Below are 26094 nucleotides of genomic sequence, written 5' to 3' on the forward strand. Positions count from 1 at the left end.
GACCCCCGTCTCCTCAGCCCGCGGCGGCCCGGTCACGGGCCTGGTCAGAGGCTTGATCGCGGGCCTGCTCAGAGTCATGCTCGCGAGCCTGCTCACGGCCGAAGACCGGCACCGCGCCCGCGCCGACGCAGACGAAGCCGGCCGCCGCTGCCGCCGTACGCGGGTCGTCGCCCCGTACGGCCCGCTGGGCCTCGGCGAGAGCGGCGGCGGGCGGACACCCGGCGGCCAGCCGTTCGTGGAAGGCCACCATGACGGGGGTCGTCGCCGCATCGGGGATCGGCAGCACCGAGGCGACGAGCTGGGACGTGCCTCGGGCGAGGAACGCCACGGCGAGGCCCATCAACTCGTCTCCGGTGCGCACCACGGAACGGCCGCTGTCGCAGGCCGCGAGCACCAGCGTGTGCGGCACCCGCGGCAGCCGTTCCACGTCGTAGGCCATCAGCGGCCCGTCGGCGAGCGCGATCCCGGAGAACAGCGGGTTCTCCGCGGACAGGTGGCCGTGCGTGGCGAGGTGCGCGAGCCCGGCCCGCGACAGCGCGGCCGAGACCGCCTCGACCGACGCCGCGGCTCCGGCGAGCACGGCTCCGGCGTGGATCGCGCCGACCGCCACCGCCTCAGGCCCCGCGGCGGCCAGCCTCGGACCGGCCACCGCGACCACCGGTCCCCCCTCCGCCGGCGCGCGGCGGGTGCGGGCGAGGTGCCACAGCGTCGCGGACGGCGCGACGGTCACGGGCCGGCCCGCGCAGGACGGCAGCAGGGACCACGGCAGGCTGTGCAGCGGCCCGGTGGGCACCACGACGAGCGGGCGGTCCCCGATCTCGGCCAGCGGCCCGAGCAGCAGGGCGTCCAGCCGGGCGGACGCGGCGTCCAGCAGCGCGGCGGACGCGGCCAGCGCCTCGGGCCTGGCGTCCGGGCGCGCGTCGCGCCGTACGGCGAACGCGAGCCGCTCGATCAGGTCGGCCGCCTGGGCCGTCGCCCCCAGGCGGCGGACGCCCACGCGGCCGTCCACCATGGTGAGCACGTGCAGGTCGGCGCCCCTGCGGACATACTCGACCAGCGCCCACGAACCGAGCGACGCGGCGAGGTCCCGTGGCGTGACCGGAGCCGTGGGCACGCCGCCTGGAGCGCCGGCGCGCCTGCGGCTGTGGTCGCGGACGCGCCGCTCCAGGTCCGCCTGCCGGGCGAGCAGCGGGGCGGGCGCCGCCGCCTGACCGGCCAGGTCCCTCGCGACCGAGCGCAGCCGGGCCAGCAGCGCGGTCAGCACCGGGTCGTCGGGCGGACGCACCGGCGCGGCCGGCAGACGGCTGGCCCGGGCGCGCTCCGACCATTCGAGTAGCCCATCGGGGCGGCCGGCCTCGAAGGCCACCTCCAGTCCCAGCGCTACCAGGTCGGCCCGGTGCGCCGCCGCGTGCACCCGCAGGTCGGTGGCCCCCATCGCCGAGGCGTGCTCGTCCAGGACCCGCAGGCCCGTGCGTACGGCGGCGAGCACACCGCGCGCGTCGCCCTCCGCCCGCCGTTGGAGCGCCCGCGCGTACCAGCCGCGCGCCCGGACGAGCGCCGGTCCCCGGGACCTGGACGCCGCCGCGGCCCTGGCGAGGTAGGCGGAGGTCGCGTCCGCCGTCCTGGCGCGCCGCCCGGCGGCGGGCGCCGCCCGCGCGTCCCCGGCGTCTCCGTCACGGCCCGGCCCTTCCGCGCCCCGCGCGACGCGGCGGTCGGCGGTCACCTGGGCGGCCACGATCGCGGCGTCCAGCGCCGCCGCCGGCCATCCCGCCGCGTCCAGAGTGGCGACCATGACGTCGATGACCGCCGACGGAATGCGCGGCCGCTTGCCCGCGGCGCGCTGGGCGGTCAGGACGGACAGCCGGGCCAGTTCGGTCCATTCCCGCCGCTCCTGCGCGCGGAAGCGGCGCAGCGCGGCGCGGGCGTGGCCAAGCGCGGCGGCCGGATCGCCAAGCAGGATCTCGGCCCGCGCGAGCAGCAGCCGCACCTCGGGCACCTTGAGCGAGCGGCGCTCGCGGCGGTAGGCGTCGACCGCGCGTACGGCGGCCGCCTTCGCCTCCGCCGCGAGCCCCACCGACAGCAGCAGCTCGGCCCGGTCCTGATGCAGCGTGCCGAGCTGGGCGCCGTGCGCGCCGATGATGCGCTCGGCCCGGTCGAGGTGGCGCAGCGCGGCCGGCACGTCGCCCCGCAGCGTCTCCATGAGTCCGAGGTTGTTGGCGATCAGCCCGATGGTCAGCGGGCGGCCGAGCTCGCGCGCCAGCGCCTCCGCCTCAAGCAGGTCGCGTTCGGCGGCGGCGAAGGCGTGGCGGTCGGAGTGGACGAGCGCCCGGTTGATCAGCATCCGCTGCACGCCGAGCAGGTCGGCGTGCAGGCGCAGCACCGGCAGCGCCTCCTCGAACTCGGCGAGCGACTCGTCCAGGCGGCCCATCACGTGCAGCACGATCGCGCGCTGCGCGCGGGCGCGGGCTGCCGCCATGCCGGTCAGGTCCGGCAGCGCGGCGTCGATCTCGCGCAGCGCGGCCTGCGGCCTGCCCCGTTGCAGGACCGCGAAGGCGAGCTTGTAGCGCGCCTCCGCGGCCAGGTCGGCCCGGCCTGCCCGCACACCCCAGGCCGCGGCACGGCTCAGGTGCCTGATGGCGTTGTCGAGCTCGCCCACGTGCAGGAGCGCGTGCCCCCAGGCGCGTTCGGCCGTGGACGCCGCCACGGCGTGACCGGCGCGGGCCGCGCGCCGGGCGGCCCTCTCGGCCGCGGGGAGACCGGAGACGGGGTCGCGGTCGACCGCGGCCAGCGCCGACTCGGCCTCGGCCAGCGACTCGACCGCCCGCTCGACCGCCGACTCCCCGCCGTCGATGGGAACGGCGGATGCGCGTGCTGGAGCGTTCCCGTGGGCCCTTGCGCCCGGCGGCGTTTCCCGCGTTGGATGTATCACGGCCAGGCCCTCGTGGTTCCGTCTGAGGAAGTTCGCGTTCCGGACGAGTCATGACCCCGGGAAGGACACTATCCAGATGCCAGTCGGCGCGGGTACCACATCACACCAACCGGACCAACTCATCGTCGACCTCTCGCACCTGGAGGTCGTCGAGCGCATGCTGGCCGACTTCGGCGTCGCGTACGCCGCCCTGGCCCCCGACGACCGGGACGAGCCGCTCGGGCTGGCCCGCCTGCGTGACCTGAGGGACTCCGACGACGATCCCGTCGAAGTCGGCGAGCTTCTCGCCCTGCTGCGGGAGAGGGCGGCGGCCGACCGCGGCGGCTGGGTGCCGACGATCGGCAAGAACCGGGTCGTGGACGCGGTCATCGGAGACGGCCACAAACCGATGTCACTGCCGGACGACGCGATCCTGGTGGGCGGCGGGATCTCCACCCTCGGCCACAAGCCCATGTCGGCGGGCGGGGTCGGCGTGCTGGGGCACAAGCCGATGAACGGCGGGCAGCCGGAGCCGGTGGGCCCCGGCGACGTGCCGCGGATCGCCGCGGGGCACGAGGACGCCGGGCGCGGCGTGCGGATTGGCGTCGTCGACACCCCGCTCCCGCCCGCGGAGCCGGGTACGGCGCAGCACCCGCTTCCCTACCGCTCGGGACACTCCGCGTTCGTGCGCAGCCTCATCGAGCGGGAGGCGCCGGCCGCCGAACTCTCCGTCGAGGGAGTGCTCGACCCCGGCACGGGCCGGGCCGACTCGTGGGACACGGCCCGGGCCATGCTGCGGCTGGCCGCCGCCTTCCAGCCGGACATCCTCAACCTCTCCCTGGGCTGCTTCACGTTGTCCGGAGGGCCGCCGCTGGTCATCGCCCGCGCGATCGAGCGGCTCGCTCCGCGCGTGCTGGTCGTGGCCGCTGCGGGCAACCACGGCGCGATCCCCCACCTCAGCTCCGGCCGCAACCGGCGCTCGGCCTGCTGGCCCGCCGCCGTCCCGCCCGTCGTCGCCGTCGGCGCGTACGGCATGGTGGACGGACGCCCGGCCATGCCCATCTGGAGCCCTGATCTCCCGTGGGTGGCGTGCCTGGCACCCGGGGAGGGGGTCGTGGGCTCCTACCTCACGGGAGAGGTCGACATCGACGGCATGCTCCAGACGTTCGATGGCCACGCGCGGTGGAGCGGCACCTCCTTCTCCGCCGCCCTCGTCAGCGGCGCGGTCGCCGCCCGCACGGTCCCCGGCTCGGTGACGCCCCGGCAGGCGCTGGACAAGCTCCTGGCCGAGGCCGCCGACGTCCGGCCGTACCCGCTCGAAGGCTGACGGGCCATGCGCGACGACCCGGTCGTCGTCGACCTCGTGCTCCGGGCCCGCGCGGGCGACTCCTCGGCGTGGGACGCCATCGTCGAGCGGTACGCGCCGCTGGTCTGGGGGGTCTGCGGCCGGTACGGCGTGACCGGCAGCGACGCGGACGACGTCGCCGGCGGCGTCTGGCTGCGGCTGGTGGAGCGCCTCGACACGCTGCACGAGCCGGCCGCGCTGCCCGGCTGGCTCGTCCGCGTCACCCAGCGGGAGTGCCTGCAGTCGCTGCGCGCCCGCAGACGGCAGCTTCCCGTGGACGCCCCCGAGCCGGCCGCCCGCGGGAGCGGCGAGGACGGCGTGGACGGCGAGATACTGGTGGCGGAGCGGCGGCACGCCCTGCGCGCGGCCTTCGCCGAGCTGCCCGCCCGGTGCAGGGAGCTGCTGAGCATGCTGTTCGCCGAGCCCCCGGCCTCCTACGCCGAGATCAGCGCCGCGCTCGGCGTGCCGGTGGGGGCGATCGGCCCCAGCCGCGGGCGCTGCCTGGACCGGCTGCGCAGGAGCCGGGCGCTGGCCGCTCTCCAGCTGGCCTAGGCGGTCGACGTGGAGAGGGACGACGGCGTGACGGACGTACCGAGCTGGTGGGACGACGACGACCGGCTGCTCGACGAGCTGGGGCACGCGGTGCGCGAGGCCCGGGTGCCCGAGTCCATCGTGCGCGCGGGCAAGGCCGCCTTCGCGTGGCGTACCGTCGACGCCGAGCCGGCCGAGCAGCGGTTCGACTCCCTGCTCCAGGCGCCGGAACCGGCGGGCCTGCGCGACGAGCCACGGCCGGAGGGCTCTGGGCCGCGCGTGCTGAGCTTCGTCGCGGGCGAGCTGTCCGTCGAGGCCGAGATCCATCCCGACGCGGTGCGCGGGCAGTTGGTGCCCGCGCAGCCCGGCGCGGTCCTGGTGCGGGACGACGACGGCCCCGTACGCGAGGTCCCCGTCGACGAGGTCGGCTGGTTCGTGATCGAGCCGGTCCCCGCGCGGCGCTTCCGGCTGCACGTCCGCACGTCCGCGGGGGCGGCCGTCATCACCGGCTGGATCGACGCCCCGCAGTAGACGACCGGCCGACGCAGACGACCGGCGAGCGGCCAGCGGAAAACTCGCTGAGATTCGCTGTATCACCGATCCCCCAACGCCATCCGTCGTGCGACAGACCACCGCGTCAGCGGTGACGTACCGCACCGGAAGGACCAGGATCGTGAGCGATCCCGCACGCGCGATGAGCAAGGAAGACGCCTACGCCGAGCTGCTCGACCTGCAGTCAGGCGACGTGATCAGGCTGGAGGGGGAGGGCGGCCCGCACGGGGTCAGCCTGGACGGCTGGGACGGCGAGCAGCCCCAGGACGGCAACGTGGCCGGAGTCGTCGTCCGCTATCTGGCGTCGGGCACGGTGACGTTCGGGCAGCCCAGCCACCCGGCGGCGCCCGACCGGCTGGACCCCCGCAACGCGCTCGCCCTGGTGCGGCTGTGCCAGTGGCTGAAGGACACCTACAACGTCGTCGAGCTGTACCACCTCGGCATCTCAGGCGGCGGCGTCGACGCCCAGGGCCGTCCGCGTACGGACTGCCACGGCCAGGGCCGCGCGGTCGACCTCGTCGGCGTCAAGGCGGTCGCGGAGGACGGCGAGGAGTGGACGCTCACCGTCAACGACGACTGGGGGACCGTGTCCACCGCGGCGACCCCCGGAGGGAACTGGCCGCCCGGGACCGGGTCCGGCACGTTCTACCGGCTCGACGACGAGGACGCCGACCCGTTCACCCGCGACTTCTGGCGCGCCGTGTACGAGTTCGCCGCCTCCGAGTGGCAGGACCGCACCGACGGCCCCGACGGGCTGGACACGCCCACGTCCATCGGCGAGCGCAGCTTCGTCATGCACCCCGACCACCCGGCCACCGCCCCAGGGACGCCCCACGGCCGGGAGGCCCACAAGAACCATCTCCACCTGCAGATCGGCGTCACGGGAACGGCGGTCTGAGCATGCGCAACCTCACCTTCTGCGACATCCGGCTGCGCCCGTCGACGGTGGACTCCGCCTTCGAGGAGGCCATGACCGGCGACGTCATGCCGGGCGCGGGCGACCCGCCGCACCCGCCCGGCACGCTGTTCACGCGCGGCCTGTACCGCGAGGCCGGCTACGGCTTCCCGCCGGCGTACCGCTGCGTCGTGCACTCGGACCTGGTGAGCGACACCGGGTTCTTCGGCATGCGCCCCAGGATCGCCCGGCTCGGCGCCGACACCAAGGAGCCGCGCGTCCGGCCCGTCGCGGGCGCGGTGCCGGACGACCCGACGGCGTTGGACGCGCTGCGCGCGCGACAGGACCACGCGCTGGTGATGGCCGCCGTCCATCTCCCCCTGCGGATGATCCAGGAGGCCTTCGAGAAGGAACTGGTGGCCGCGATCGAGGAGGAGGCCGGCGTGCCGTCCCGGGACCACGCGGTGTCCGGCGCGATCTGGACCCGCGACGACGAGGCCGTCCACGGCCGGATCGAGTACCTCGTCGCCGTGACGGGCGACTTCGCCGAGCCGCGGCTGCGGACCCGTACGGTCGAGCGGATCGAGGCGGCCGGCGGCACGCTGGTCGAGTCGCGCGGGTTCCACCACGTAGGCACGGTGTTCGTAGGCACGGTGCCGGGCGAGCCCGCGCCGCGGGCCGGGGAGTGAGGGGCCGTGGACAAGCTCTGCGGGTTCGTCGCTCCGTCCGGGGCGAAGGCGTACTTCTTCACCGGCGAGCGCTACATCCGGTACGACGTCGAGGCCGACGGCGCCGACGAGGGCTACCCGCTGGCGATCGCCGACCAGTGGCCCGGCCTGTTCGAGGCGGACATCGACGCCGCCCTGCCGTGGAGCGACGGCTCGGTCTTCTTCTTCCGCGGCGACCAGTGCCTGGCGTACGACATCGAGAACGGGGTCGTGCTGGACGGGCCGCGGCCGATCGCCGAGATGTGGCCTGGCCTGTTCGAGTCCGGCATCGACGCAGCGATCCTGTGGGGCAGCGGCAACGCCTACTTCTTCTCCGGGGACGCGTACCAGGAGTTCGACGGCGCGACCGGCAGCATCGATCCCCAGGCCAAGCCGATCGCCGACGACTGGCCTGGAGCGTTCCCGCGGATCGAGACGGCGCTGTGGTGGCCAAGCGGCAACCCGTACATCTTCTCCGGGAACGAGTACGCGAGGCTCGACCCCGACGACGGCTCAGTGGCCGAGGGCTTCCCCCGGCCCATCGAGGACTGGCCGGGGCTGCCGATCGGGCCGCTGACCGAGCACGTGGCCGAGCCCGTCGCGCCGGACGTGCCGGCCGGCTCCGCACGCTCGGTCAGGGACTTCTTCCCCGAGTTCAGCGCTCCGATGGAAGGCCGGCTCCCCTACCTGTACCAGGACGTCAAGGGGCTGGTCACCACGGGTATCGGCAACCTCGTCGACTCCCCCGAGGAGGCGGCCGCCCTGCCGTTCGTGCACAAGGACACCGGGACGCCCGCCACCCGCGCGGAGATCGAGGCCGAGTGGCACCGGATCAAGGACGCGCCCGGCCTCGCGCAGAAGGGCCACCTGGCGGCGAAGGCCATCCACACCCTGGAGCTGCCCGAAGCCGCGATCGACGAGCTCGTCCACGCGCGGTTCGACGTCAACGAGGCCCGGCTGTCGACCTTCTTCCCCGGGTGGGCGGACTGGCCCGCCGACGCCCGGCTCGGGGCGCACAGCATCGCCTGGACGGGCTCGTTCTTCCCCACCCGCTGGCCGGGCTTCAACGCCGCCGCGAACGCGGGCCGGTGGGAGGAGGCGGCGGCCCAGTCCCACCTGCGGGAGGACGGCAACCCCGGCCTCGCCCAGCGGAACCGGGCGAACCTCCGGCTGTTCCGCAACGCGGCCGCCGTGGTCGCCCGCGGCCTCGACCGGTCCCTCGTCTACTACCCCACCGCCCTGTGAGCGGCGTGCCCACACAGTTCAGGAGCCAGCGATGGTGAACCCAGCAGGACCGATCATGGCCGGCGGCTTCGAGACCGTCACCCTCAACGACGCCGGCGTTGAACACTCCCTCGTCTTCCTCCCCGACAAGCACAACGACGAGCTCCAGGCCCAGGGATCCAGCCCGGTCTTCTACTGGCTGCCGGAGCGGATGCGCCTGGCCCGCAAGCCGAACGGCGACCTCAGGCTCAGCTTCCTGCACTTCCTCGGCGTGCAGGACGGCCAGACGAACCTCGGCGTGGCCCCCGGGCAGACCAGGGAGACCTCGGGCGGGGTGCTCAGCTTCGCGATGACGGGCGCCCCGCCCGAGGGCGTCCTGCGGGCGGCGCACAAGCAGATCCTGGAGCGGATGGGGCAGGGCAGCCGGGACCGGTTCTGGCAGGTCAGGCCGGGCGCGGCCGACCGGTCCACGATCGCCGACATCCGGCCGATCCCGATCAGGAGCTCCACACTGCGCCTGATGATCACCGACCAGGACGGCACGCAGGGCGGCAACGCGGGCGACCCGTTCTTCGTCACCGCCCAGGGCGCCGGGCCCGGCAGCCTCATACCCACCGCGGAGCACCCGTTCATCGTCAACCTCGGCACCTTCGCGGCGGCGCAGGTGGAGCAGGGACTGCTGGGCACCGAGGCGCCCATCGGGGTGACGGCCGACCTCACGCTGCCGCTGTGGGCGCCGATCACGCGGCTGCACATGACCGCCAACTGGGAGCGGGTGTTCAGCCACTTCACGGCCCAGGCCAACGCCAGCTGGTGGTGGAGCTCGGGCGACCTCAAGGCCACCTGGAACACCCTGCGGATGAACGGCGACATCAAGGTCGAGCTGGAGATGGACCGCACCATCCCCGGCGCGGACAACAAGGAGGCGATGGTCACCAAATACATCGACATGCTCGTGGCGATGTGGCTGGACCAGGCCAAGCAGGTCATCTTCCAGCCGATGCCGGAAGTGCAGGACCCGGGCCCGCCCAAGCCGGGCGGGCTGCTCAACCTCTTCGGCTGGGGCTTCGGCGCGGGGTTCAGCCTCAACTACCGCCACGATCGGGTGGAGATCGCCAACTCCTTCACCTTCGAGGTCGACGAGGTGTACGCGCAGCCGAGCACGATGGGCGGCACCGTGGACGGCGTGGCCGACCTGCTGGCCGCCCACCCGGAACTCAAGAGCCGCTACCTGCGCACGCTGTACCTCGACAACTGGGAACGCAAGATCACCACGGTCTGCCGGCCCGTCATCAAGTGGCCCGACCCGGACCACGGCGTGAGCGGCGACCCGGTGAAGTTCGCCAGCGTCCAGATCGGCTACCCCAGCGTGAACGGCGAGATCGCGTGGTCCGCCCACGACTTCCTGCCGCCGCCGCGCCCGCAGGAGGTCGACGCGACGACCGACGTGCGCGGCGAGGGCGCCCCCGTCGGGGAGACCACCCCGATCGCCCCCGCCTCCTCGCCGACCCTCGTCTACGCCGGCGGCGCGACCAGCGAGGTCTTCTTCGCCCGGCAGACCCAAAAGAAGGCGGAGGAGGTCGCGGGCGCGCCGGAGGGGTGGCGTCCCGACAAGGTGTTCGTCCGGCGCACCATCCAGTTCGACGAGGCGCCGTCCGCCCTCGACGACCGGTTCTCCCGGATCCTCGTCGAGGCCAACGAGGTGGACCTCGACCCGGGCCCGTTCGGCACCCTCACCGACAGCCTGAACGTGGCCGTACGCGCCGACAACGCAGGCGCGCTCGTGCTCGCCCCGATCTCCATCAACCGGGACCTGACGGCGAGCAACCAGATCGTCGAGGTGCAGGTGCAGCCCAAGGGCGAGGGCCCCGACGGCGGCGAGCGCCCGATCGTGACGTTCACCTTCACCATGGCCGACACCGGAGAGCACTACAAGGAACGCCGGTTCGCCCTCTACACGGGACAGCCGGGACGGCCGCCCGCGTACCGCTACCGGGTGCGCGTGATCATCAAGGGCACGCTGTTCGAGGACGGGGACGAGTGGATCGGGCCCTGGACGGACGGCGAGGGCAGCGGCGACCTGCACGTGCGGGTGCCGAAGAAGAACTCTCCCGGCGTCACCGTCGTGAGCCAGGACTGAGCCCGGTGAACACGCCAGGAGTCCCGGCCGACGAGCCGGGCCCGCGCATCGGGGCTGCCGACGGGGGCGAGCCCCTGCTGCCCGACTGGGACCTGGGCGCGCCCTGGTGGGCGCCCGCGCCCGAGGTGGTGCCCGCCGCCGAGGGCACGTTCCGGTTCCTGTTCCGCGTCACCGGTCACGACGAGGAGGGATCGCCCGTCATCAGCGCGACGGTCACCGCCGTGCTGCGCTTTCCCCCGCCGCCGCCCGGCGCCCAGCCCGTCCCGTGGACGGACGTGAGCGTACGGCTGCGCATCCCGTTCGTGGACGCCGACACCGGCCGGCCGGCGTCCACCGAACTCCCGGTCGACGTGGATCGGCGTGGCGACGTCGTCCACTGCCGGGCCGAGATCAGCGGAGCCGTGGCCAGGGCGGCGTACGGCGCGCTGAGCACGCCGGGATTCCAGCCGCACGACGGTGCGGGAATGATCGTCAGCACGAGCTTCGTCGGCGTGCAGGAGACGTACGCCGCGTGGGCCGCGCCCGGGGTGACCGAGGAGGGGCCGGACCGGCTGGAGATCGTACGGGTCCGGGGATGGCCGTTCGAGGAGCCGCTCCGCGTGGAGCACCCGATCCCCGACGAGCATCCGAACTGGTCGGACGTGCTGACCACCGAGGTCCGCGTCCCCGGCGAGCTCACGACCGCCGGGCGGGCCGCTGTCCGGCTGGCCCGGGTGGAGGCGCCGTTCACGGAGTCGGCGCTCACGGAGGTGCCGCTCACGGAGGTGCCGCTCACGGAGGTGCCGCTCACGGAGGTGCCGCTCACGGAGGTGCCGCTTCTCCTGCCGCGCGCCGGCCGGCGTCTGGTGCGCCGCGACGACCTGCGCGGACGGCGTACGGACATCATCCGCGACATCCCCACCGGGATCCCGGGATCGGGCGGGCTCGGCCCCGACCGGTTCGCCACGAGCCCCCTGTCGTACACCATCGACGTCGGCGTGTCGGTGACCCGCTCGCACCGCCTGCCGCTGCTGGTGCCGTGCCGGGACAACCCCGGCCTGTACCGGCAGGACGTCGGGGCCACTGAGCCGGTGATCGTCGGCTGCCAGGACGCCTTCCAGCTCGGCCGCGTGCCTGCCAGGCGGTTCGGGCCGGCTCCGCGCCTGGACCGCGACCACCGCTACTCGGTGTGGGAGTCGCTCCAGCAGCCGGCGACGTACCTCGTCGTGCCCGCCCACTACCGGGTGGCCCGCGACGTGGCGGGCCGCCCCCAGCTGGAGTGGCTGCAGGTGTTCGACGCCACCGTGGACGCCGGCCTGCCGTGCCGGCTGCAGGCCAGGTGCGTGCCCGACCTGTCGGCGGCCGAGCTCGCCGAGCTGGAGTCGCTGCTGCGCGCGGACGCCGGCGGGCGCGACGTCCGCATGCTGCTCCCTACGTCCCCCTCGGTGGGGTCGACCGGGGTGTCGGTGCGGTCGAGCACCCTGGAGGGCGGCCCGCGCGCCGTCCTGGACGACGACGCGATCCGTATGGCTCTGCACGTGGACTACGACGACGCCGTCGTGGCGGTCACGCAGTTGCGCGGCGGCGGCGCGGTGTCGCAGGTCGTCTTCGACACCGGTGACTCCGGCGCCTCGATCGCGACCACCGTGCACCTGGGCGTGGACGAGCTGGCCGGCCCTTACCCGGGCGGGCCTGTGCGGGTCACCGCGACCGGGCTGCGCAACGACGCCGACACGGCGGCCACGGTGACGGCCCTCTGGGTGCGCCCGGCGGCCGGGGGGTGGCAGCGCGTCGCGCTCGACCCGCCGGCGCGGGTGCCCGCCCACGGTGACGTCGCGCTGTCCGCCGCCGTCCGGGACGGGATCGTGGTGCCGCAGGCGCTGCTCGACCCCGCCGACCCCGGCCGGCTGGTCGTCCGCAACGTCTACCTGGAGAACCTGCACACGGCCGTGCTGATCCGGCGGGACGTGGACCTGCGGGCCGCGGGCATCGCGGGCGTGGGACTGGTCTTCGCGGTGTCCGGCGTCGAGGTGGCGCGGGCCGTCCACCCCGCGGACGCGCCCACGCTCGAGGTCACCCTGGTGCAGCCGCTGATCGCCGACCGTTCGACGTTCGACCGGAAGGTCGCCGTGTCCGTCACGCTGAGGCTGGACGACGGCACCACACGGCCGTCGGCGTCCGGCCCGGTGGTGGTGGACCTCGCGGCCGGCGCGATCGTCCGGCTGTCCCTGCTCATGGGGATGTGACGCCGATCGAGGACGCCTGAGCCCTGGTCACGCGGCCAGGGCTCATCCACGCGAGGCACAATGTGCGCCTCGCGCAAATTTACGGTCTGCGCATCTTTGCGGAGCGCGCAAGTAGATGTATGGTGAGTCTCATGAGCGGGGAAGGCGAACGCCCGGGGCTGCGCGAGCGCAAGAAGCAGGAGACGCGCATCGCGCTGAGCTGGGCCGCCATCCGGCTCTCTGTCGAGCGCGGGTTCGACAACGTCAGGGTGGAGGACATCGCCGCGGCGGCCGGCGTGGCTCCACGAACCTTCAACAACTACTTCTCCAGCAAGGGCGAGGCGATCGCCGCGAGGCACCTCGACCGCACCCGCCTGATCGCGCAGGAGTTGCGCCGCCGTCCGGCGTCGGAGCCCCTGTGGGAGGCCGTCAAGATCGCGATTCTCACCCAGTTCGCCATGGGTGAGCGCTACGGCGACGCGCAGCCGGACCAGCAGTGGCAGGACGGAGTCCGGCTCATGGTCGGCGAGCCCGCGCTGCAGGGCGAAATGCTCAGGGCCAGTGCCGTCGCCGAGGCGGAACTGGCCGCGGCCATCGCGGAGAGGACCGGCACCGACGTCGCCCGCGACCTCTACCCGCGTCTGGTGGCGGGCGCGGCGGGGGCCGCGATCAGGGTGGCGGTGGACCACTTCCTGCGGTCCGACCCGCCGGTGTCCATCCGGCCGCTCCTGGAGGAGGCGCTCGACCGGCTCGCCGCCGGGCTACCCCAGCCCTGAGAGCCGGACCCCCTCGGGGAGCCGGGCCGCTCGTCGCGTGGCGTACACAGGGGCACGCCACGCGACCTCCCGCCATCCACGCGCGCGCCGTGATCGACCGGCGCCGCCCTGTGAATCCGCCATGCCCTGAGACGCGCATGCCCTGAGACGCGGCATGCCCTGAGACGCGGCATGCCCTGGGATCGCCATGCCTGAATGTCCGAGGAGGACCGCAATGACCGCCGACGTCGTGATCGCCGGAGCAGGACCGAACGGCCTGATGCTCGCCTGCGAGCTGAGCCTGGCCGGAGTGCGGCCCATCGTGCTGGAGCGCCTGCCCGGGCGCACCGAGGAGAACCGGGCCAACGGCCTGGTCGGACAGGTCGTACGGGCCCTCGACCGCCGGGGCCTGTACGAGCGCCTGAGCGGCAGCGCCGAACCGCCCCGGCCGAGCCCTGCCTTCGTGTTCGGCGCCATGCCCCTCGACCTGAGCCGGCTCGACGACAACCCGATGTACGGCCTGCCGGTGCCGCAGTGGCGGATCGAGCAGGTGCTGGAGGAACGCGCGCTCGAACTCGGCGTGGAGATCCGCCGGGGCCACGCACTGGCCGGGCTCGCGCAGGACGAGGACGGCGTCACCGTGGAGATCGCCGGACCGGACGGCGGCTACCGGCTGCGCGCCCGCCACCTCGTCGGCGCGGACGGCGGCCACAGTCTCACCCGCAAGCTGTGCGGCATCGGCTTTCCCGGCGTGACCAGGGACGACTCCGTCTCGCGCGGCGCGCACGTCACCGTGCCCGCCGACCTGGTCGATCCCGTCACCGGCGCCCTGGTCGTGCCCGGATACGGGCCGATCCCTCCGTTCATGCACCACCGCACCGACCACGGCCTGTTCGTGTACGCGCCGTTCCCCACCGGGACGCTCGTCCACACCACCGAGTGGCGCGAGGACGGCGGCGACCAGCCGATGAGCCTGGACGAACTCCGCCGGAGCGTCCGCCGCGTGCTCGGCGCCGACCTGCCGTTCGGCCCGCCGGAGGGCGAGGGCCCGCACCAGTTGCGCCGCCTCACCGGCGGCAACACCCGCATCGCCGAACGCTTCAGGGACCGCCGGGTGCTGCTGCTGGGCGACGCCGCCCACGTGCACAGCGCGATCGGCGGCCCGGGCCTCAACCTGGGCCTCCAGGACGCGGTCAACCTGGGCTGGAAGCTCGCCGCCGAGATCCACGGCTGGGCTCCGCCCGGCCTGCTGGACACGTACGAGACCGAGCGGCGGCCGGCGGCGGAGCGCGTCGTCATGCACACGCAGGCGCAGTCGGCGCTGATCGCCCCCGGGCCGGAGGTGACCGCGCTGCGTGCGCTGTTCGGCGAACTGCTGCGCGAGGAGCGCACCGTCAGGCACATCGCGGACATGATGTCCGGCGCCGACATCAGGTATGACCTCGAAGGGACGCACCCCCTCACCGGGCGTTCCGCCCCCGACCTCGTGCTGGAGACGCCGACCGCCTCCGTACGGCTGGCCGGGCTGACCAGGACCGCCCGGCCGCTGCTGATCGACCTGACGCCGGGCGCCGCGCTCGACGGGGCACTCCACGGCTGGCACGACCGCGTCGACCTCGTCACCGCGAAGGGCCAGGGGGGCCTCCCGACCGCCCTGCTGCTGCGGCCGGACTGCTACGTGGCCTGGGCGTCCGACTCCCCCGCCCCCGGCGCGAAGGAGCGTGAGACCCTGCGCTCGGCGCTGACCGCCGCCTTCGGTCCGGCCCGCTGAGAAAGATCAGCCTGCGGCGCCGGAAAGTTCGGGGTTCTGCCCGCGGATGGGCGTGAAGAACGCGGCGACCGCGATCAGCAGGCAGGCGAGACCGGCCAGCAGGCAGACCACCGCGACGCCGTGGTGCTGCGCGCCCCAGGTCAGCACGGCCGCCCCCGCGGGGCCCAGCGAGAAGTGGATCGTCCAGAAGGCCGCGGTGACCCTGCCCAGCAGGTGGTCGGGCGTCACCTGCTGACGCAGCGACATCGAGCAGATCCCGGCCACGCTGACACACGCGAGATAGACGGCGGCCGCCGCCGCGGCCGCCGGGACCCGGGCGGACAGGCCGATCCCCGCGATGGCGAGCCCGGCGACCGTGATCGCTCCGATCCACGACGCGCCGAACCCGAGCCTCCTGCGGACGAAACCGACGAGGAGCGAGCCCACCACTGTGCCCAGCGCGCCGATCGCGAGCACCACCCCCACCGCGCCGTCGGTCTGGCCGAGGTCGTGCTTGAGGTGGTAGATCAGCACGTCGGTCAGCCCGAGGGTCAGGAAGATGAAGAACGACAACAGGATGGTCAGGGCGCGCAGCACCGGCTGCCGCCACAGGAAGCGGGCCCCGGCGAGCAGTTCGCGCCAGGACCCGCGCTCCCCCGCCTCCGGTGCGGACGACGCCCGCCGCCTCAGCCGGATCGACAGCACGCCCAGTGCGGACACCCCGAAGCTGGCCGCGTTGATCGCGATCGCGGCCGTTGGGCCGAACCAGCCCGCGACCATCCCGGCCAGCAGCGGGCCGCCGACCGCCGCCGCGGCGGCGGTGGCGCCCAGCCGCCCGTTGGCCTCGGTGATCTGGTCCGCGTCGACCAGGCTCCGCACCGCCGTGACGTACGCGACCTGGAAGACCATGCCGATCGCCTCGCAGAGCGGCAGGACCACGTAGAGCAGCCAGATCTTCGGCCCGAAGGCCCAGGCGACAGGGACGATCCCGTACAACGCCATTCTCGCCACGTCGCACCAGATCAGCAGGCGTCTGCGGTCGAGCCGGTCGACCAGGACCCCGGCGAAGACCCCCGCCACCACCGACGCCGCGCTCGCCAGGCCGGTCAGCAGGCCCATCTGCGCGACCGACCCGGTCACGTGCAGCACGAGCAGCGGGACGGCGATCAGGGCGAAGGAGTCCCCGGCGACCGACAGCGTCTGGGACGCCCAGAAGACGGTGAAGTTCCGGTCACGCCACAGCCGCGAAGCCTTTGCCACCCGACCATGCTGCCTCACCGACGGTGCGGGCCTTCAGCTCCGGGCGGCGCCGCCAGGCGTTCGAGCACCACGACCGGGATCGTGCGGGCCGTACGGGCCTGGTAGTCGCCGTACCCGGGGGCCACGCGGACGACGTGCCCGAACAGTCGCTCGCGCCGCTCGCCCTCGGCGGGCACCGCCACGGCGTCGAACACCTCCTCGCCCACTTCGACCCGTACGGCCGGCTGCGCCAGCAGGTTGTGATACCAGGCGGGGTGGCGGGGCGCGCCGCCCGCGGACGCGACGACCAGCAGGGAGTCGCCGTCGCGGACGTAGCCGAGGGGAACGGTGTGCTCCCGTCCCGACCTCGCGCCGACGGTGGTGAGCAGGAGCAGGTCGCCGCCCTCGAAAGGGCCGCCGACCTTGCCGCCGTTGGCGCGGAACTCGTCGATGACGGACTGGTTGAAAGACACGCGGAGACTCCAGCGACGATGAGAGGTGCGGGCCCGCGTGACGTCGCGCGGGCGAGATGCGCTGATGTGCGGTGATGTGCGGCGTGGCACGCCGAGGAGACGGCCGGTCCGCGCCGACGCCGACCGGTTCCCGCGAGGTCCTCATGCCCGGGACCGCGCGGGTTCACGCGAGCGGACGGAGGTCACCGCCCGGGATCCGGCTCGATCTCCGCTCGCATCGGCTGCCAGGGCGAGGCGTCGAACACGAGCATGATCGAGACGATCTTGCCGTCGTCCAGGCGGAAGTGCTCGGCCGTGCGCTGCGTGCCGGCCGGCGTCGCGGTGTGCACGTCGTACACGAGCGTCGCCTCGGCGTCGCCGTACAACTCGCTGATGAGGTCCACCCCGGTCACGATCGACACGAATCCCGGCAACGTCGCCAGATGCCCGGCCCGGTCGTCGGAGGTGAAGAACGGGCTCTGGAAATGGAAGGGCTCCCCCAGATGCGCGGCGGCGGCGGTCGCGTCGCCGCGGAAGCGGGCCTCGTGATAGCCGCGTACGGCGCGGCGTGTCCGTTCCTGGGTGACGTTCACGGCTGGGATCCGATCTGACGGAGGTGGGCGGAGAGGCGCTGCTGGTTGCCGGCCAGGCGCAGGCACAGGTCGCGCAGGACGACCAGTTCCTCGGGCGTGAACCCCTGGAACAGCGCCTTCATGGCGAGCCTCGACGGGTTGCGGAAGTTCTCGATCCACTCCCGGCCGGCCGGGGTGATCTCGGCGAGGACCGAACGCCGGTCACCCGGGGCGGAGACCCGGCGGGCCAGCCCGTCGCGTTCGAGGGTGTCCACCAGACCGGTGACGTTGCGGGAACTGACCCCGGCGGCCCGGGCGAGGTCGCCGATGCTGATCCCCCGCTCGCTCGTGGCGAGCCGGATCAGCAGGTCGAGAGCGCCCGCGCTGACGCCTCTGCCCTCGGAGCCGTGGGAGCGGAGGCGCTCGACCGCGTGGGACGCGGTGCGAACAGCCGCACTCGCCTCGAACGCCGGCAGATCACCCTCGTCACCGGCGATCCACGCCAGCGCCGCTCTGGCTCGGGGGTCGTAGAGGAAGCCGTCAGGATCGTGCTCGTAGGTATCTACGTCCTTCATAGTAAGAACGCAGATTAGTACCTACTTCCAGATTTTGCGACCCCTTTCGAGGCGGACAGCCGGCTTGCCGCTCTCAGCAGGGCGGTAGAGCCTCGCCGCAGGGGGCGACCTCGGCGCAGCTCTCCGCGTCGCCGACGGCCGCCTGCTGGAGCAGGCCGTAGAGAGTCTCGCGCTGGTCGTGGTCGAGCGCGCCGAGCACCTCGTCCTCGACCGCCGCCAGTGCGAACTCGGCCTTCGCGAGCCGCTCCGCGCCGGCTTGCGTCAGCTCGACGATGTGCCTGCGGCGATCCTCCGGCGACCGCCGCCGCTCGATGAGCTTCTCGGCCTCCAGGTCGTTGAGCAGCCCGACGACGTTCGTCCCGTCCATCTCCAGGGTGCGCGCGAGCGCCTGCTGGGTGCTGCCGCCACGGTCCCGCAGCACCGTGAGCGCGACGAGGTGGCGGGGACGCAGGCCGAGCGGCGCGAGCACCGACTCGGAACGAAGACGCAGACGCCGCGCGAGGTGGTCGAGCAGCGCGCCGCACCGATGCACCGGCTGGTTGACAACGGGCAGGGACGTCATGGCTTCAACTCTAGCCGACTTGACCTGCAATCAGCAGAGGGCTAATCATTGACCCAGCACCAACCATCTACGAAGGGCCAGGAGATGTCCCATCTGCTGCACATCGACGCGAGCATCCAGGGCGAGCGGTCCGTCAGCCGCAAGCTCACCGCGAGGGCCGTCGCCGCCTGGCGCGCCGCGCATCCCGGGGGCACCGTCACCTACCGTGACCTGGGCGGCACCCCGCTCCCCCACTTCGGCCAGGAGAGTTTCCTGGCCCAGCGGCTCCCGCGGGAGCAGCACACCCCCGCCCAGGCGGCCTCGTGGGAGCTGATGGAACAGCTGGTCGGCGAGGTGAAGCAGGCCGACACGATCGTGCTGGGGCTCCCGCTCTACAACTACGGGGCGCCCAGCGGCGTCAAGTCCTGGGTCGACCACCTCGTCGCCCCCGGGCTGTCGTACGACCTCGCGACGGGCCAGGGCCTGCTGGGAGGGCGTGACTTCCTGGTCCTCGCGAGTCGCGGCGGCGGCTATGGGGCCGGGACGCCCCGCGAGGGATGGGACCATGCCGAGCCGTGGCTGCCGCACGGCCTGTCCTTGACGGGCCTGCAGCCGCGCTTCATCACGGCGGAGCTCCAGCTCGCCTACGTCACACCGTCGATGAACGAGCTGATTCCGCTGGCCGACAAGAGTCTCGCGGCGGCGGAGCAGGCGATCGACCTCCTCTGGACGCCCGCCGCCGTCGCGTGACAGGAGCCCGGCGCGAGCGGCATGCCGCGCGAAGACCCCTTCCCGGGAGTGGGAGGGGGCCTTCGTCGTCCCGATCCGGGAAGAGTCGCGTCGCCCCGGTCGTCGACGCCCGGCGGCGGCTCCGTGTCCGAGCGGGGCAGGCTCCCTGTCGGGTCGAATGCGAACTATCGTGACCACCATGGACAACACCCCTCAGCGCCGGGACTCCCCGATGTCCCACCTGCGCGCCTCCGACAGCAACAGGGAGCAGGTCGCCGCCGCGCTCGGTGAAGCCCTGAGCACCGGCCAGCTGAGCCATGAGGAGTACTCCGAGCGCCTCGACGCCCTCTACCAGGCCAAGACTGTCGGGGAACTCGACGTCCTCACCCAGGACCTGCAGGTCGAACGGCACCGTCCGGCCGCGAGCCCGGTGTCGTACGTGCCGGGCGCGAGCAGCGAGCCGGACAACGTCATCGCCATCTTCGGCGGAGCCGACCGCAGGGGCCGCTGGCGGGTACGGCGTCAGACCAGGGCGCTCGCCGCCTTCGGCGGCATACGGTTCGACCTGACAGACGCCGAGTTCGAGGCGAAAGAGGTCGAGATCACCGTCAACGCGATCTTCGGCGGGGCCGAGATCATCCTCCCCGAGGGGGCCGAGGTGCGCTGCAAGGGCATCGGCATCTTCGGCGGCTTCGACGTGGCCAACAGCTCGACGATCGACCCGTCCGCGCCGATCATCGTGATCAAGGGCGTGGCGCTGTTCGGCGGGGTGGGCGGCAGGTTCCGGCGCCGGGGCGACCGCTGAGCGGCGGCAGGGCGCCTCGTGACAGTGCCGTCACCGCTCACCGGACGGCCTGCGCCATATCTTGATCTCGGTCGCCGGAAGACGCTCCGCGAAGCGGTCGCCGCCGGACGCCTGCCGCAGCACCGCCCGCAGGTCCCGCTCGAAGTCCTCCAGCCGGTCGCCGAACAGATGCGGGGCGGAGTCCGATCGGGAGAACACCCACGCCACGATGTCGTCCTCGGTGCGGTCGACCACTTCCCCGGCCGGCACGAGGAGCCGTTCCACGCCCTCGAACCCTGCCCCCGCCAGGACGAGATCCTCCCCGCCCGGTGTGCCGTGGACGAGCGTGCCCTGCCCCGCTCGACGGACCGGGCCGAGATACCGGCGCACCAGGTCGCCGATCCGCGCGTACGGGGCCGCGGGCAGCCCCGGCGGAGGCGGTTCAGGCGGCGGATCCTGCAGATCGCTCATGTGGACGAACGCGCCCCCCGGTTCCAGCATCTCCCGCACCGTCGCGGCGACGCGATCCCGATCCGTCCAGTGGAAGGACTGCGCGAACAGAACGACCCGGAACGCACCCAGACCGGCCGGTAGGTCCTCGGCGCGGGCGACCACCCAGCGCGCGTTGGTCACCCCGCGACGCTCGGCCCGTCGCGCCGCCTCGGCCAGCATGTCCTCGTCCGGGTCGAGGCCGACCGCCTCGGTGAAGAACCGCGCCAGGGCCGATGTCACCGTGCCAGGCCCGCAGCCGACGTCGAGGAGCCTGCCCCGGCCGTCCAGGCCGAGGGCCGCGGCCAGCGCCTCCGCGAAGCCCGGGGCATACGGCAGCCTGCCGCGCTCGTAGAAGGCCGCGCATCCCTGGAACAGGGTGCTGTCCCACTGCCACCCGTCGGGCACGTCGATCCCCCCTTACGTCACCGGACGCCGGCGCTGGAGTCCACCCCGCAAGGTATCCCTTACTTCCATAGGAAGGAAAAGGAGCTTGTGGCTCCGCCGGATCGCGGATCAAGCCCAAGAACAATGACCCGCATGACGTTCCCGGAAAACGCCGGAACGCTGAACGGCTATATGTTCGATGGGGAGAAGATGGGCAAGTGTCCTAAAGTTTTCGGGTTCGTTGCGATGCTGTCCGCTCTCACCGGCGGAGCCGTACCCTCGGGCACCCCCGCCGTCGCCGAATCCACCACCGCCGAATCCACCACGGGCGCCGTCGTGACCGGCCCGGACGACGACCACCCGGCAGCCCGCGAGCGTCAACGCGAGCGGCAGCGCCAGCGTCAGAACCTGCTCCGCGACCTCACGCTAGCCGTCACACCGGTGCAGAAAGGCGAGACGGATTCGCGGGCCATGCCGTACAACTGGCAGAAAGCGGACGCGGTCGCGAATTCTCGCAACAATCAGGACAGCCTGTCGGAAAGCACGAACCGGCCCGTGCAGGAGGCGGATTCGTCCTCGGCACCGCAGGACACTTCCACCGCCGCGCAGACGCGGATGCGGACATACCTGCGGGATCTGGCCGCGGACGAGAAGTTCACCGGCTCGGTGCTGGTGATGCGGCGCGGAGAGGTGCTGGCGCGTTTCGCCGCCGGCGAGGCCGACGAGGAAAAGCACATCCCCAACCGGCCGGACACGGTCTACCGGGTCATGTCGGTCACCAAGCAGTTCACCTCGATGCTCGTACTGAAACTGCGCGACCGCGGGCTGCTCAAGCTGGACGACCGGGTCTGCCCGTATCTCGTCCCGGCATACCTCAAGGCCTGCCCGGCGGCGTGGCGGCCCATCACGATCCGCGAGGCGCTCACACACACCTCGGGCATCCCCAACGTCGAGAAACTGCCCGGCTACCTCGCGAACGTCACACGACCGACCACGACCCGGGAGCTCATCCAGCGGTTCGTGAACCTGCCACTGGACTTCAAGCCGGGCACCAGTTGGAAGTACACCAACTCCGGCTACGTCCTGGCCGGCGCGATCATCCAGGCGGTGACGCACAAGCCGTACGGCACCGTACTGCAGGAGCTGATCACCGGCCCGCTCCACCTCGGGAACACCGGTTACAGCAGGAGATATCCGCCCGAGGGATACGCGAAGGGTTACCTCACGCCCGGTTCACCGGCCCCGCTTCTCAACGGCTCCGAACTGTTCGCCGCGACCGGCATCTACTCCACCGTCGACGACATCGCCCGCTGGGACCGGGCGTTCGGCTCCTACCGGGTCGCACCACCCGCCACCGTCAAGCAGGCGTTCACACCACAGGCGCCGTGCCCCTCCACCGGCTGCCTCAACCTGCCGTCGACCGCGTACGCCTTCGGCTGGCTCGTCGACCGGCTCCAGGGCCACCGGCTCCGATACCACCCGGGTCTTTTCCTGGGCTACACGGCGAGCAACATGTACCTGCCCGATGACGACATCCAGGTCGTCGTGCTCAGCAACGTGCAGGACACCGACACCGCCGGCATCGCCCGCCACCTCGCCACGCTGGCCCTCGACCGATGAGCGCGAGAACGCCCGCGAAACCTCGTTGAGCACGGGTGCCCGAAGAATGTCGGTCCCGATTGCTACCGTTCGGCGCTCATAGGTGACGAAGCGAACGTCGACCTTTCATCAGGTGCTCGGAAAGGGTGTCGACTCGGTGGACGACGATGAGAAGACCGCACTGCTGATGTTCCTGGAGGCGCAACGCGCCAGCGTTCTCGCCATCATCGAAGGGCTGGACGTCGAAGCCCTGACGACTCCTCTGCTGCCTTCCGGATGGACGCCGCTGGGTCTCGTGGAACATCTCGGTCATGCCGAACGGCACTGGTTCCAAGAGATCCTGACCGGCTCCGCCGAGCCACTGCCCTGGCCGTACGGCGACGTGCCGCTGACCACCGACCGGCGATCGTCGGAGGTCTTCGAGTTCTACCGCGCCCAGTGCGAGCGGTCCAACGCCGTCCTGGCCTCCACGCCGCTGTCGGCGCCCCCGCGCGGACGGCACCCCGGACCGCTCGGCGAGGAGATCACCGACCTGCGCCGGATCGTCCTCCACATGATCGAGGAGACGGCGCGTCATGCCGGCCATCTCGACATCGTCCGCGAGTTGATCGACGGCAAGACGGGGCTCGGGCCTCGATAGGCGCGGACGACGTCCCAAAATCGGGCTTGATCGTGAAAGGTCCGCACGGAGATTTCAGCCCTTACCCGCTATAGCGCAGGTCCCCCTTGCCGCGGAAACGACGGCGGGAAAAGCGATCTGTACGGATATCGCCCGCGCTGCCATGCTTCGCAGTAGAGGTCGGCACCACATCCACTGCTAGGAGGGTAAGTGCGGAAAATCAGAGCATTAGCCGTCGTCGGCGCTTTGGTCGGTGGGCTGGTCGTCACCGCGAGCGCCGGTCCCGCACACGCCGATACGCTTCGCAACGTCTACTACTCCTCGTACGACTGCTATCGGTACGGCGACTACGGCGTCCAGAACAACCTCTGGAGCTGGTATCACTGCGATTACCAGTACAACCTGTGGTTCCTCTACAGCGTCCCGTAAAGTCCTCCACTTGGCGCGACCTGGGTCCTGGCGGCTCATGTTCACTCGCCCTTGAGCACGTGCTCGGGAATGGCCGGCTTCGGCGACCACGCGTCGTCTCCGGTTCCGGCCATCCGTGACAGGGCTCTGGACCCAGGAACCGCCGTCCGGCTCTTTTCTTGTCGGTGGGCGCTGCCAGCATGACGGAATGATCGCGACTCCTGACGATTACTCCTGGTTCTCCCCTGAGCGCTTCCCCGGCCTGGCGGACGCCTACTGCTTCACGTACGTCCGCGGCCTGACGCCCGAGCAACTGATGACCCGGCTCGGCGTGCGGGTCGATGCCTGCTCTCAGGTGACACTCGATGAGCTGATCCGGTGGCAGACCCTCGGCGCCGTAGCCGTCGAAGACTGGGTACTCCTCATCGAGGCCAACGGCGGGCTCGGCGTCACCGAAGAGACCATCATGCCGCTGTCGGCGGGAACCCGTCTCGTCTCCCACTTCTACCTCGACATCGACGGCATGGACTACTTCTACTGGCTCGACGACGGAAAGATCCGGTTCGAGTTCGCGTACCAGGAAGGCTATTCACACTGGATCGAAGACGGGAAGATCCAGTTCGTGTTCAGGCCTCATGAAAGCTATTCGGAGGAGATGCCGGACGAACTCGCAGAGACCATGAAGCGGATCGGCTCCGTCTACCCACCGCACGCCGATCCCCGCGAAGGGCCGGCGTTCCTCTTGGCCGAGCGCCTCACCGGGATCACGATGACGCCGCAACTACTGGAGGAGTCCACCTACCTGTGCGGCGTCGTTCCCGGATCGAGGTGAGCGGAACCCGCCGTCCACGGCCCCTGCGGGTTGGCCGCGGATCGTGGACCTCTTCGCTGCGCACCCCTGCTTTACCAGGCCCCCAGGATGAACTCTCGCCGTTTCTCGATGCCGCACAGCCCACGCAGTCGGCGGCCGGGACTGGCGGCCCTCAGGCCACACGCCCGGCCGCCGGACCGCGCAGGCGCATGCTCGCCAGTGCTGACTTCTCGCTGACTCGGCGACCGGGTTCACTTGAAGGCGGCGATGTTACGGCCAGCCCAGTCAACGAAGGTTCGGGGAGCACGGCCAAGGATCTGCTGGACGTCCGGGCTGACCTTCTGCTCGGCCTCCGTCGGCTCTCCCAGGATGGACAGCGTTCCTTCGACGACCGGTTCGGGCATGAGGTGGAGCATCTGTGCCCGTGCCTCATCCCGGGTCTGCTCTATGAACCGCACCGGCTCGCCCAGCGTGGCGGCGATCGCCGCCACGCGTTCCCGTGGCGTGGTCAGTGCGGGTCCTGTGAGCTCATAGGTACGGCCGGCGTGCCCGTCTTCGCGCAGGACGGTCGCAGCGACCTCGGCGATGTCGGCCGGGTCGATGGTCGGCAAGCCGATGCCGCCGAAGGGCGCGGCAGCCGTACGGCTCACGCGGATGGACTCGGCCCAGGCGTAGGCGTTCGAGTTGAAACCGCCGGGCCGCAAGATGGTCCACTCCAGGCCCGACCGGCGGACCGCCCCCTCGAAGGCAGCGGGGTGACGGTAGATCTCCGGCCTGGTCCCCGCGCCCTGGGAAGACAGCAGGACAAGCCTCCGGACACCGCCGGCCTGAGCGGCGTCAAGGATGGCCTGCGGGTCCTCGCCCGCCACCAGGAGGAACAGCGCCTCGGCTCCGTCGAACGCGCCCTTCAGGCCGACGGGGTCGCCCAGGTCTGCCTGAACGTGCCGCACCCCCTCGGGCATCTGGCCGGCCTGCCGGGACAGGGCGGTTACCCGCTCTCCCGTTGCGGTGAGCAGCGCGACCAGTTGGCGTCCGACGTTTCCGGTGGCACCCGTTACTGCGATCACGATCCTTCTCCTTGTTAGTTAGTTGACTGACTAACTAGGACCGTAGCGACCGATGAGCCGCCTGTCTATAGTTAGTCAGGTGGCTAACTCAAGGAACTCGGGGAAGCGGGAGCGGCTGGCAAGCGCAGCGGCCCAGGTGCTGCACGCACAGGGCGTGGAGAAGACGACCCTCGCCGACATCGCGCGGGCGGCCGACGTTCCGGTGGGCAACGTCTACTACTACTTCAAGACCAAGGACCAACTCGTCGAGGCTGCGATCGACGCGCAGGCCCGGCGACTGGACACGATCATCGCCACACTCGATCGGCTTCCCGCGCCCCAGGACCGGCTCAAGGGTCTCGTGGACGGCTGGGTGGAGCAGCGCGACCTCGCAGCGCAGTACGGATGCCCCACCGGGACCCTGGCCTCCGAACTCGACAAGCGCGCCGACGGCCTCGATCAGATGCTCGCAAAGGTCATGGCGGTGCTGATCGGCTGGGTGGAGCGGCAGTTCCAGGCAATGGGCCGCGACGACGCACGCGAGCTCGCGGTCGCCCTTATCGCCGCCTATCAGGGGATCTCCCTGCTCACCAACACCTTCCGCGATCCAGAACTCATGACCGTGGAAGGTCATCGCCTGCACCGCTGGATCGACTCACTCACCGACGACGCCTGAGCCGTGCGAGAGCAGCGCGCAGGCGACGCCCGCCGGGTAGCCGGAGCGCATTGCTGCGCCCCGGCCCCCTCAGAACCGGACGTGCCCGTTTCCGGGCATCCGGCTCAAGCAAGCCGCGAGGGCGAGCGGGACTGCTGTGCTGGGCTGCGTTGACGG

The 26094-nt window shown here is 72.1% G+C and carries 25 protein-coding genes; 17 read left to right on the top strand and 8 right to left on the bottom strand.

Annotated elements, in window-relative coordinates:
* Positions 1–13: 13 nt before the first annotated feature.
* On the bottom strand, positions 14–2929 hold the full coding sequence (locus HHX31_RS35885) for a CHAT domain-containing tetratricopeptide repeat protein (RefSeq protein WP_169953276.1): 2916 nt from the start codon (positions 2927–2929) through the stop codon (positions 14–16).
* 76 nt (positions 2930–3005) lie between these two features.
* Between HHX31_RS35885 and HHX31_RS32035 the strand changes: the two genes are divergently transcribed.
* The 10 genes from HHX31_RS32035 to HHX31_RS32080 all read left to right on the top strand — a co-directional run bounded on the left by HHX31_RS32035 (position 3006) and on the right by HHX31_RS32080 (position 15032).
* Entirely contained in the window at positions 3006–4235 is a 1230-nt protein-coding gene (locus HHX31_RS32035; protein ID WP_169953278.1) for a S8/S53 family peptidase, read from the top strand.
* A gap of 6 nt (positions 4236–4241) precedes the next feature.
* Positions 4242–4805, top strand: a complete 564-nt coding sequence (locus HHX31_RS32040; protein ID WP_169953280.1) for an RNA polymerase sigma factor — start codon at positions 4242–4244, stop codon at positions 4803–4805.
* 27 nt (positions 4806–4832) lie between these two features.
* Positions 4833–5315: a hypothetical protein gene (locus HHX31_RS32045; RefSeq protein WP_169953282.1), complete on the top strand. Its 483-nt coding sequence runs from the start codon at positions 4833–4835 to the stop codon at positions 5313–5315.
* A 142-nt stretch (positions 5316–5457) separates the two neighbouring features.
* On the top strand, positions 5458–6234 hold the full coding sequence (locus HHX31_RS32050; RefSeq protein WP_169953284.1) for a hypothetical protein: 777 nt from the start codon (positions 5458–5460) through the stop codon (positions 6232–6234).
* A 2-nt stretch (positions 6235–6236) separates the two neighbouring features.
* A complete protein-coding gene (locus tag HHX31_RS32055; RefSeq protein WP_169953286.1) occupies positions 6237–6920 on the top strand; it encodes a hypothetical protein in 684 nt (227 codons plus the stop codon).
* A gap of 6 nt (positions 6921–6926) precedes the next feature.
* Entirely contained in the window at positions 6927–8183 is a 1257-nt protein-coding gene (locus HHX31_RS32060; RefSeq protein WP_169953288.1) for a hemopexin repeat-containing protein, read from the top strand.
* 31 nt (positions 8184–8214) lie between these two features.
* The gene (locus tag HHX31_RS32065) at positions 8215–10302 is read left to right on the top strand and encodes a hypothetical protein (protein WP_169953290.1); all 2088 of its coding nucleotides are present in this window, start codon (positions 8215–8217) and stop codon (positions 10300–10302) included.
* Between the two features lie 5 nt (positions 10303–10307).
* Positions 10308–12527: a hypothetical protein gene (locus HHX31_RS32070; protein ID WP_169953292.1), complete on the top strand. Its 2220-nt coding sequence runs from the start codon at positions 10308–10310 to the stop codon at positions 12525–12527.
* Between the two features lie 131 nt (positions 12528–12658).
* Positions 12659–13282, top strand: coding sequence for a TetR family transcriptional regulator (locus HHX31_RS32075; RefSeq protein WP_169953294.1), 624 nt, complete (start codon positions 12659–12661; stop codon positions 13280–13282).
* A gap of 214 nt (positions 13283–13496) precedes the next feature.
* Positions 13497–15032 (top strand): FAD-dependent monooxygenase, encoded by a 1536-nt coding sequence (locus tag HHX31_RS32080; RefSeq protein ID WP_169953295.1) that lies wholly within the window; start codon positions 13497–13499, stop codon positions 15030–15032.
* Positions 15033–15038: 6 nt separating this feature from the next.
* On the opposite strand, the gene HHX31_RS32085 is transcribed toward HHX31_RS32080, so the two are convergent.
* From HHX31_RS32085 to HHX31_RS32105, 5 genes are all read right to left on the bottom strand, one after another.
* A complete protein-coding gene (locus HHX31_RS32085; protein ID WP_211590615.1) occupies positions 15039–16271 on the bottom strand; it encodes an MFS transporter in 1233 nt (410 codons plus the stop codon).
* A gap of 14 nt (positions 16272–16285) precedes the next feature.
* Positions 16286–16723, bottom strand: a complete 438-nt coding sequence (locus tag HHX31_RS32090; RefSeq protein ID WP_311932454.1) for a nitroreductase family deazaflavin-dependent oxidoreductase — start codon at positions 16721–16723, stop codon at positions 16286–16288.
* A 182-nt stretch (positions 16724–16905) separates the two neighbouring features.
* Positions 16906–17295 (bottom strand): hypothetical protein, encoded by a 390-nt coding sequence (locus HHX31_RS32095; protein ID WP_169953299.1) that lies wholly within the window; start codon positions 17293–17295, stop codon positions 16906–16908.
* A complete protein-coding gene (locus HHX31_RS32100; protein ID WP_169953300.1) occupies positions 17292–17849 on the bottom strand; it encodes a MarR family winged helix-turn-helix transcriptional regulator in 558 nt (185 codons plus the stop codon). The genes HHX31_RS32095 and HHX31_RS32100 overlap by 4 nt, the downstream gene beginning before the upstream one ends.
* A 73-nt stretch (positions 17850–17922) precedes the next feature.
* Entirely contained in the window at positions 17923–18411 is a 489-nt protein-coding gene (locus tag HHX31_RS32105) for a MarR family winged helix-turn-helix transcriptional regulator (RefSeq protein ID WP_169953302.1), read from the bottom strand.
* 84 nt (positions 18412–18495) lie between these two features.
* On the opposite strand from HHX31_RS32105, the gene HHX31_RS32110 reads away from it, so the two are divergent.
* Both HHX31_RS32110 and HHX31_RS32115 read left to right on the top strand, forming a co-directional pair.
* Positions 18496–19140 (top strand): FMN-dependent NADH-azoreductase, encoded by a 645-nt coding sequence (locus tag HHX31_RS32110; RefSeq protein ID WP_169953304.1) that lies wholly within the window; start codon positions 18496–18498, stop codon positions 19138–19140.
* Positions 19141–19318: 178 nt separating this feature from the next.
* Entirely contained in the window at positions 19319–19924 is a 606-nt protein-coding gene (locus HHX31_RS32115; protein WP_169953305.1) for a DUF1707 domain-containing protein, read from the top strand.
* A 30-nt stretch (positions 19925–19954) separates the two neighbouring features.
* Here HHX31_RS32115 and HHX31_RS32120 read toward each other — a convergent pair whose 3' ends face one another.
* Positions 19955–20800, bottom strand: coding sequence for a class I SAM-dependent methyltransferase (locus HHX31_RS32120; protein ID WP_169953307.1), 846 nt, complete (start codon positions 20798–20800; stop codon positions 19955–19957).
* A 132-nt stretch (positions 20801–20932) separates the two neighbouring features.
* On the opposite strand from HHX31_RS32120, the gene HHX31_RS32125 reads away from it, so the two are divergent.
* From HHX31_RS32125 to HHX31_RS32140, 4 genes are all read left to right on the top strand, one after another.
* The gene (locus HHX31_RS32125; protein ID WP_169953308.1) at positions 20933–22399 is read left to right on the top strand and encodes a serine hydrolase; all 1467 of its coding nucleotides are present in this window, start codon (positions 20933–20935) and stop codon (positions 22397–22399) included.
* Positions 22400–22535: 136 nt separating this feature from the next.
* Entirely contained in the window at positions 22536–23018 is a 483-nt protein-coding gene (locus HHX31_RS32130) for a DinB family protein (RefSeq protein ID WP_211590616.1), read from the top strand.
* A 189-nt stretch (positions 23019–23207) separates the two neighbouring features.
* A complete protein-coding gene (locus tag HHX31_RS32135; RefSeq protein ID WP_169953310.1) occupies positions 23208–23426 on the top strand; it encodes a hypothetical protein in 219 nt (72 codons plus the stop codon).
* Between the two features lie 187 nt (positions 23427–23613).
* On the top strand, positions 23614–24237 hold the full coding sequence (locus tag HHX31_RS32140) for a DUF6461 domain-containing protein (RefSeq protein ID WP_169953312.1): 624 nt from the start codon (positions 23614–23616) through the stop codon (positions 24235–24237).
* Positions 24238–24467: 230 nt separating this feature from the next.
* Here the strand turns inward: HHX31_RS32140 and HHX31_RS32145 are convergent, their stop codons facing one another.
* A complete protein-coding gene (locus HHX31_RS32145; protein ID WP_169953313.1) occupies positions 24468–25283 on the bottom strand; it encodes an NAD(P)H-binding protein in 816 nt (271 codons plus the stop codon).
* Positions 25284–25362: 79 nt separating this feature from the next.
* Here HHX31_RS32145 and HHX31_RS32150 point away from each other — a divergent pair, with 79 nt between their 5' ends.
* Entirely contained in the window at positions 25363–25938 is a 576-nt protein-coding gene (locus HHX31_RS32150; RefSeq protein WP_311932455.1) for a TetR/AcrR family transcriptional regulator, read from the top strand.
* The last annotated feature ends 156 nt before the right edge of the window (positions 25939–26094 follow it).

Source organism: Microbispora sp. H11081, assembly GCF_012999535.1.
Taxonomy (GTDB): domain Bacteria; phylum Actinomycetota; class Actinomycetes; order Streptosporangiales; family Streptosporangiaceae; genus Microbispora.